This window comes from Geomonas sp., from assembly GCF_056994735.1.
Genome location: NZ_JBXKJL010000183.1, coordinates 1 through 5,806 on the forward strand (window position 1 = coordinate 1; position 5,806 = coordinate 5,806).

At 58.7% G+C, this 5,806-nt stretch carries 6 protein-coding genes and 1 pseudogene; 4 read left to right on the forward strand and 3 right to left on the reverse strand.

From position 1 onward, the window contains the following. Positions 1-56: 56 nt before the first annotated feature. Positions 57-686 carry an MBL fold metallo-hydrolase gene (locus AC11W3_RS08390; RefSeq protein WP_484089394.1) on the forward strand — a complete coding sequence of 210 codons (630 nt, stop codon included), beginning with the start codon at positions 57-59 and terminating at the stop codon, positions 684-686. A 9-nt stretch (positions 687-695) separates the two neighbouring features. After that, positions 696-1,895, forward strand: a complete 1,200-nt coding sequence (coaBC, locus tag AC11W3_RS08395; RefSeq protein ID WP_484092817.1) for a bifunctional phosphopantothenoylcysteine decarboxylase/phosphopantothenate--cysteine ligase CoaBC — start codon at positions 696-698, stop codon at positions 1,893-1,895. A 148-nt stretch (positions 1,896-2,043) separates the two neighbouring features. Here coaBC and AC11W3_RS08400 read toward each other — a convergent pair whose 3' ends face one another. Continuing rightward, a complete protein-coding gene (locus AC11W3_RS08400; protein ID WP_484089396.1) occupies positions 2,044-2,952 on the reverse strand; it encodes a zinc dependent phospholipase C family protein in 909 nt (302 codons plus the stop codon). A gap of 46 nt (positions 2,953-2,998) precedes the next feature. On the opposite strand from AC11W3_RS08400, the gene AC11W3_RS08405 reads away from it, so the two are divergent. Further along, positions 2,999-3,601 (forward strand): uracil-DNA glycosylase family protein, encoded by a 603-nt coding sequence (locus tag AC11W3_RS08405; protein ID WP_484089397.1) that lies wholly within the window; start codon positions 2,999-3,001, stop codon positions 3,599-3,601. 11 nt (positions 3,602-3,612) lie between these two features. Here the strand turns inward: AC11W3_RS08405 and AC11W3_RS08410 are convergent, their stop codons facing one another. After that, positions 3,613-4,581: a metal ABC transporter substrate-binding protein gene (locus AC11W3_RS08410; RefSeq protein WP_484092818.1), complete on the reverse strand. Its 969-nt coding sequence runs from the start codon at positions 4,579-4,581 to the stop codon at positions 3,613-3,615. 96 nt (positions 4,582-4,677) lie between these two features. Further along, positions 4,678-5,094: a toxin-antitoxin system YwqK family antitoxin gene (locus AC11W3_RS08415; protein ID WP_484089399.1), complete on the reverse strand. Its 417-nt coding sequence runs from the start codon at positions 5,092-5,094 to the stop codon at positions 4,678-4,680. Between the two features lie 207 nt (positions 5,095-5,301). On the opposite strand from AC11W3_RS08415, the pseudogene AC11W3_RS08420 reads away from it, so the two are divergent. After that, positions 5,302-5,806, forward strand: a pseudogene (locus AC11W3_RS08420) (hypothetical protein); the annotation flags it as partial.

A 5,806-nucleotide genomic window follows, 5' to 3' on the forward strand; every position in this document is an offset into this window, starting at 1 on the left:
TGATGAGGAGATGGAGTAATATCCCTCTGCGTGAAGCTTTTACTGGAGGAACTGCAATGTTCATAGAGAGGATAGTTGTCGGGCCGCTGGGCGTGAACTGTTTCGTCCTGGGCGACAAGCAGGGTAAGGAAGGTGTAGTAGTCGACCCGGGTGCCGATTGTGAGCTCATACTCTCCGCAATCAGCCGCTTCGGCCTCACCGTCAAGTACATCATCAACACCCACGGACACTTCGACCACATCGGCTGCAACCGTGCACTTGTCGAGGCCACCGGCGCCGAACTCCTGGTTCACCAAAACGATCTCCCGCTGCTGACCATGGCCAAAAGGAGCGGCCACATGTACGGGCTCGAGGTCGAGGACTCCCCGGCGCCGTCGCGTTATCTGACCGACGGGATGCAGCTCGATTTCGGCAGGCGCAGCATCGAGGTTCTGCACACCCCGGGCCACACCCAGGGCGGGTGCTCCCTGTTGCTTCGTAACGAGCAGGTCGTTATCACCGGCGACACCTTGTTTGCCGACTCCATCGGGCGGACCGACCTGCCGGGAGGCGATTACAACCAGCTGATCGCCTCCATCAAGGGAAAGCTCATGCCGCTCCCTGACGACACGGTGGTCTGGCCGGGACACGGCCCATCCTCCACCATCGGCACCGAAAGACGCACGAATCCGTACATCAACGGCTAGGGAGGATTGATGCTGAAAGGTAAAGAGATCATCCTCGGGGTTACCGGAGGGATCGCGGTTTACAAGGCCGTGGAACTGCTGCGGCTATTGACCAAGGCCGGGGCAGCGGTCCACGTGATCATGACCCGCGGCGCCACCGAATTCGTGACTCCACTGACCTTCCAGACCCTCTCCGGGAATCCGGTGCATCTGGAGCTGTTCAATCTCATCTCGGAGCAGGAGATCGGCCACATCTCTCTTGCCGAGCGCGCCGATCTCTTCATCATTGCCCCTGCAACCGCCAATTTCATCGGCAAGGTAGCCTGCGGCATAGCCGACGACCTTCTTACCACGACCATCATGGCGACCAGGGCGCCGGTACTGATCGCTCCGGCCATGAACGTCAACATGTACCAGAACACCATCTACCGGGAGAACGAGAAGAGGTTGAAGGCCCACGGCTACCTCTTCGTTCCGCCGGCCAGGGGCATGCTCGCCTGCGGCTATGAAGGCGAGGGCAAACTGCAGGATCCCCGGATAATTTTCGAGGAGGCGGTGGCGGCGCTGACCCCGAAGCGACTGGCGGGGGAAAGGGTGCTGGTTACGGCAGGCCCGACGCGGGAGGAGATAGATCCCGTTCGCTATATCAGCAACCACTCCTCGGGCAAGATGGGATACGCCATCGCGCGGGAGGCCCGTCTGCGAGGTGCGGAAGTAACCCTGGTGACCGGGCCCACCGCGATTGACATTCCGACAGGAGTGTCCGTCATCAAAGTCGAGAGCGCCGAGGAGATGCGTGACGCAGTCCTGAGCCGGATCGAAAAGTGCGACATCGTCATCAAGGCGGCTGCGGTTGCCGATTACCGGCCCAAGCAGCGTTCCGGCGTCAAGGTCAAGAAGAGTGCCGCATCGCTCGCCATCGAACTGGAGAAAAATCCCGATATCCTGGCGGAAATCGGAGCCCGCAAGGACGGACGGATACTGGTCGGCTTTGCCGCCGAGACCGATGACCTCATTGCCAATGCCCAGCTGAAGCTGAACAATAAGAACCTGGACATGGTGGTGGCCAACGATGTTTCCCTGGACGGGGCGGGATTCAACGTCGACACCAACATCGTGAAGATGCTTTTCCGGGACGGCCGGATTGAGGAACTGCCGCTGATGGGTAAGGATGAGGTGGCGGGGGTTATTCTCGATCGGGTGGAGCAGCTGAGAAAGTCAAAGGCGTAGCTCGCGGATCAACATCGGGTAGAATCGGATAAGAATCGGATCAACGGGTCGACTTCCCTGTCGTGGATTTCTGAATTCGACCTTCGGTCCCCTGCCTCTAGATCAGAAGTTATCAGACTTTATCCCGCGCTAAAATCGGTTTTTGCGGTTATTTCGACAGGATCTGCAGCAGGAGCTGCGGGTCGCAGATGGCCTCTTTCAGTTTCGGCTTGATTTCGGCCAGTTCGGCGTAGGCCTGGTCCCTGGTGATCTTCCCGCTTCGGTATAGAAGCCTCAGGTTCTTCCGAACTGCCTCGGCTGTTGCCAGCGCCTTCTCGCCCGTCGGGTCCGCGTGATAATAGCGCGATGTTTCGTCGTTATTGAGGAAATCGAAGACCGCCTCCTGTGCGAGCTGCATGTACTCCTCACGGTCGTTATCGTCCAGGACGTAGCGTGAAGAGTCGGAGAGCGTCTGCAGCAGGCTCTGCCACTTCTCCAGCCGGCTCACCAACAGGATGGAGTTGAAGATCCGCTTGTTGGTCGTGAAGGAGAAGATGGTGTCCGACAGGACCTTGCGCAGCAGCTGGTCGTTCTTCTTGAAATGCTCCCGCGCCACCTTCTTCCCCGTCTCCCAGATCTCCTTGTCGACATAGCTCTCGAACCGCATCTCCCAGTAGGCGTGCTTCAGGGTCAGCGACGGGAAGCTCCTCATCACCTTGTACGGGACGTAGTAGTTGTGGGCGATGCAGTCGGCCGCCAGGTGGCTCAGGTAGCCGTAGGCGCAGGCTTGCTGGGCTTGGTCACCAGCCTTGTCGAGCACCTTGTGGCCGATGCGCCAGCGGTGGCAGTGCTGCAGGTAGTGCGTGAACTTCTTGCCAAGGGTGATGTCGGCGGCTATGGTGCCGTAGAGGAAGTCGAAAGGGTGGTTCCCGATGATGGCGGCGACGGAGGGTTCCAGCGCTTCCAGGTGGGAGAGTACGTTCATGCCGAGCTGCAGGTGGATACCGGCGCCCCAGGCGTACGCATGTTGAGGTATGGCTATAACGAGCAGCACCGCTGCTGCAATAAGTATGAACATGCCACTGAGCATAGATAATGGGCTGCGAAAAGTAAAGGGGTTTGGGATGCTTGAGTTGGAGGAGAGGGATCTGCTGCTTGCCTCGCTGAAGGGGTACCTCGAGGAGCTCCGGGAGAGTGGCGTGGAGGAGCTCAGGTTCGGGATGGATGAGACTCCTGCCGCTGTTATGGCTGAGGGGCCGGCGGAGGCCTCTGCTACCCCGACTGAAGCTGCCACCGCCGCCCTTAATGGCGCAGGGAACCCCCATTCAAGATTGCTCTTCGTCATGACTGGTGCCGGCTTCGCCGGAGAGTCCGGCAGCTTGCTGGCCCGCATCGTGGTGGCTATGGGATTTGCTCCCGAGGATGTCTTCCTGTTGAGCTTCCCCGGCGATGCTGTCGGGACGGAAGGGTTGCGCCGGGCAGTGATGGCCCGGGTTTCAGCCGTGAACCCTGAGGTCGTGGTAGCCCTTGGGGAAGGGGCGGCCCAGCTGCTACTGGAAAGCCGGGAGCCACTTTCCAGCCTGCGTGGCCGCTTCAAAGACCTCGAAGGGGTCCGGCTGATGGCGAGCCTGCATCCCGATCAACTACTCGCTGACGACTCCCTCAAACGAGAAGTATGGAACGAGATGAAGCAGGTTATGGCCTTTCTCGCCAAGCCGGGAGCCTGAGCCGTCCCATCCTACCTGCACTCCAGCCCTTTCTTCAGATTTTCAAGGTTCTGGCGCATCAGGGAGATGAAGGTCACCTTCTTGTCGAAATCCTCTTTGCTGACGTTGTGTGCCGCGTTCAGCATCAGCACCTGGGCGCCTGTCTCCCTGGCGATCATGTCGGCGGTAGCGGGCGAGAGGAGCTCCTCGCAGTAAACGTACTTCAGCCCGTTACTCCGCATCTCCTTGACCAGCCCGGCAAGCTTCTGCGGAGTCGGCTCGGAATCCGGGTCGACCGCCTGCGCTGAGAGATAGGTGAGGCCGTAGCGTTGGGCCAGGTAGCCGAAGGCATAGTGGCCGCCGTGCAGAAAGATCTTCTTCCGGCACTGCGCCAGCCCCGCCTTGAAGTCGTCATCAAGCTTCTGCAGCTGCTCTTTGTAAGATCGAGCCCTGCTCTGGTAATAATCCTTGTTCGCAGGATCCCTTCCCGACAACCCGTCCGCAATGTTTTGCACCATCACCTGTGCGTTGCCGAAATCCAGCCACATATGCGGGTCCACCCCGCCGTGGCGATGCCGGGTATCGCGCCCCTGCTCGCCTGCGCCGTGCTCTTCTTCGCTGCGTCCTGTCTTGAGGAGCTTGGCTCCCCTGCTGGTGTCGATCACCGCGGGCCTGGCCGTTATCGATTTCAGGAGCTCCACCGCCCACGGCTCCATGTATTCGCTGGTGTAGATCGCCACGTCGGCCTTGCTCACCGTCACCACGTCCTCTGGCCTGGGCTCGAAGCTGTGCGGCTCGACTCCGGGTGGAAGGAGAAGGGTGACCTTCGCCTTGTCTCCCGCGATCTCCCTGGTGAAGTCGTAAAGCGGGAACAGTGTCGTCACCACGTTCAGCTTGTGGGGGCCTTGTGCCGCTCCCTGTTCCTGCGCATCCTTCTTCTGGCATCCAAGCGCCCCCGCCATGAATAAAAGCAGCAGCAAGGGCAGCAGAATCCTTTTCATACACTCTCCTCTTTACGGGAACAGATCGTTCGACCAGCTCGCGCGAAGTCGATCAATAACTAGAAAGCATTTCTATTTAGATGTCAAGATGGTAATTCATTTCGGGGTGGCGCAGCTCTTGAGCCTGCCGTTTTCGAAGAATGAAACCGGCTGCATCTCGTCGCAGGTTTTCCCCTCAATGGTGGTCGTTCTGAATAGGATGCAGGTGTCGAGCTTTCCGGAAGGATAAAACGATATCTGGCTATACTCATTGCAGGTTATCCCTCCATAGACATAATAGTCCCTGGTTACACAGCTCCTCAGCCTCCCTTGCTCATAGAAGGTGATCTGATCGTACATGTTGCAAATAACCCCGTCTACGGTATAGATGTCCCTCAGCACACATGACTTCAACTCCCCGTTAGGATAGTAGCTGATCGCGGAACCTGGATTGCAGATATTTGCACCGGCCCCGAATGATGCCCCGACACCGATGGTCAGCGTCAAGCTCACTATCACGACCAGTAATCTCATGGCACCTCCTCCATATTTCCAATCTGGGCAGCACCGCTATTTGCCAAGTATAGCCAGAATCAACGGGTTTCAAAGCTCTCCCGGCCGTCGACACTGCCATCGCGGTTGCTTGACAGCTTGGTTGTATTGGATAAGGTATTTCATAATAAAAACCTGACAGCTTCAGCTTGCCAACCGCCGCCTGCTACCACTCAAGGAGGCATTCAGATGATGCACCTGAGACTGCTGATCATCGCCTGCCTTCTCCTGCTGCCGGTAAATATCTTGGCGGCGGAGTACGGCTATCCCATTGCCGGGTCATATGAGGCCACCATCCTCGGTACGCCCCCCAAGCTGATCCCCCATTTCCCGGCCAAGGTGCGCACCCGCCAACTGGTGCTGGACGTCCTCCCGGACCGCAAAAAGCCCCCGATCTTTTTCTATGACAAGGGGCTTCGCTGCACCTTCGCCTGGCAGGATAAAAAGGCGCCGCTGGTCTTCCTGATTGCCGGCGCAGGCTCCAGCGACCGAGCCACCAAGCTTCTCACCATGATGAAAGCCTTCTACGCCGCGGGCTTCCATGTCATAACCATGCCTTCCCCGACCAACGCCAACTTCATCATCTCCGCCTCCCGCAGCTGCGTGCCGGGCGATCTCGGCGAAGACGCAGCCGATATCTATCACGCCATGGAGGTGGCCTGGAAGGAGGTCAAGGGCGATATAGAGGTCTCCT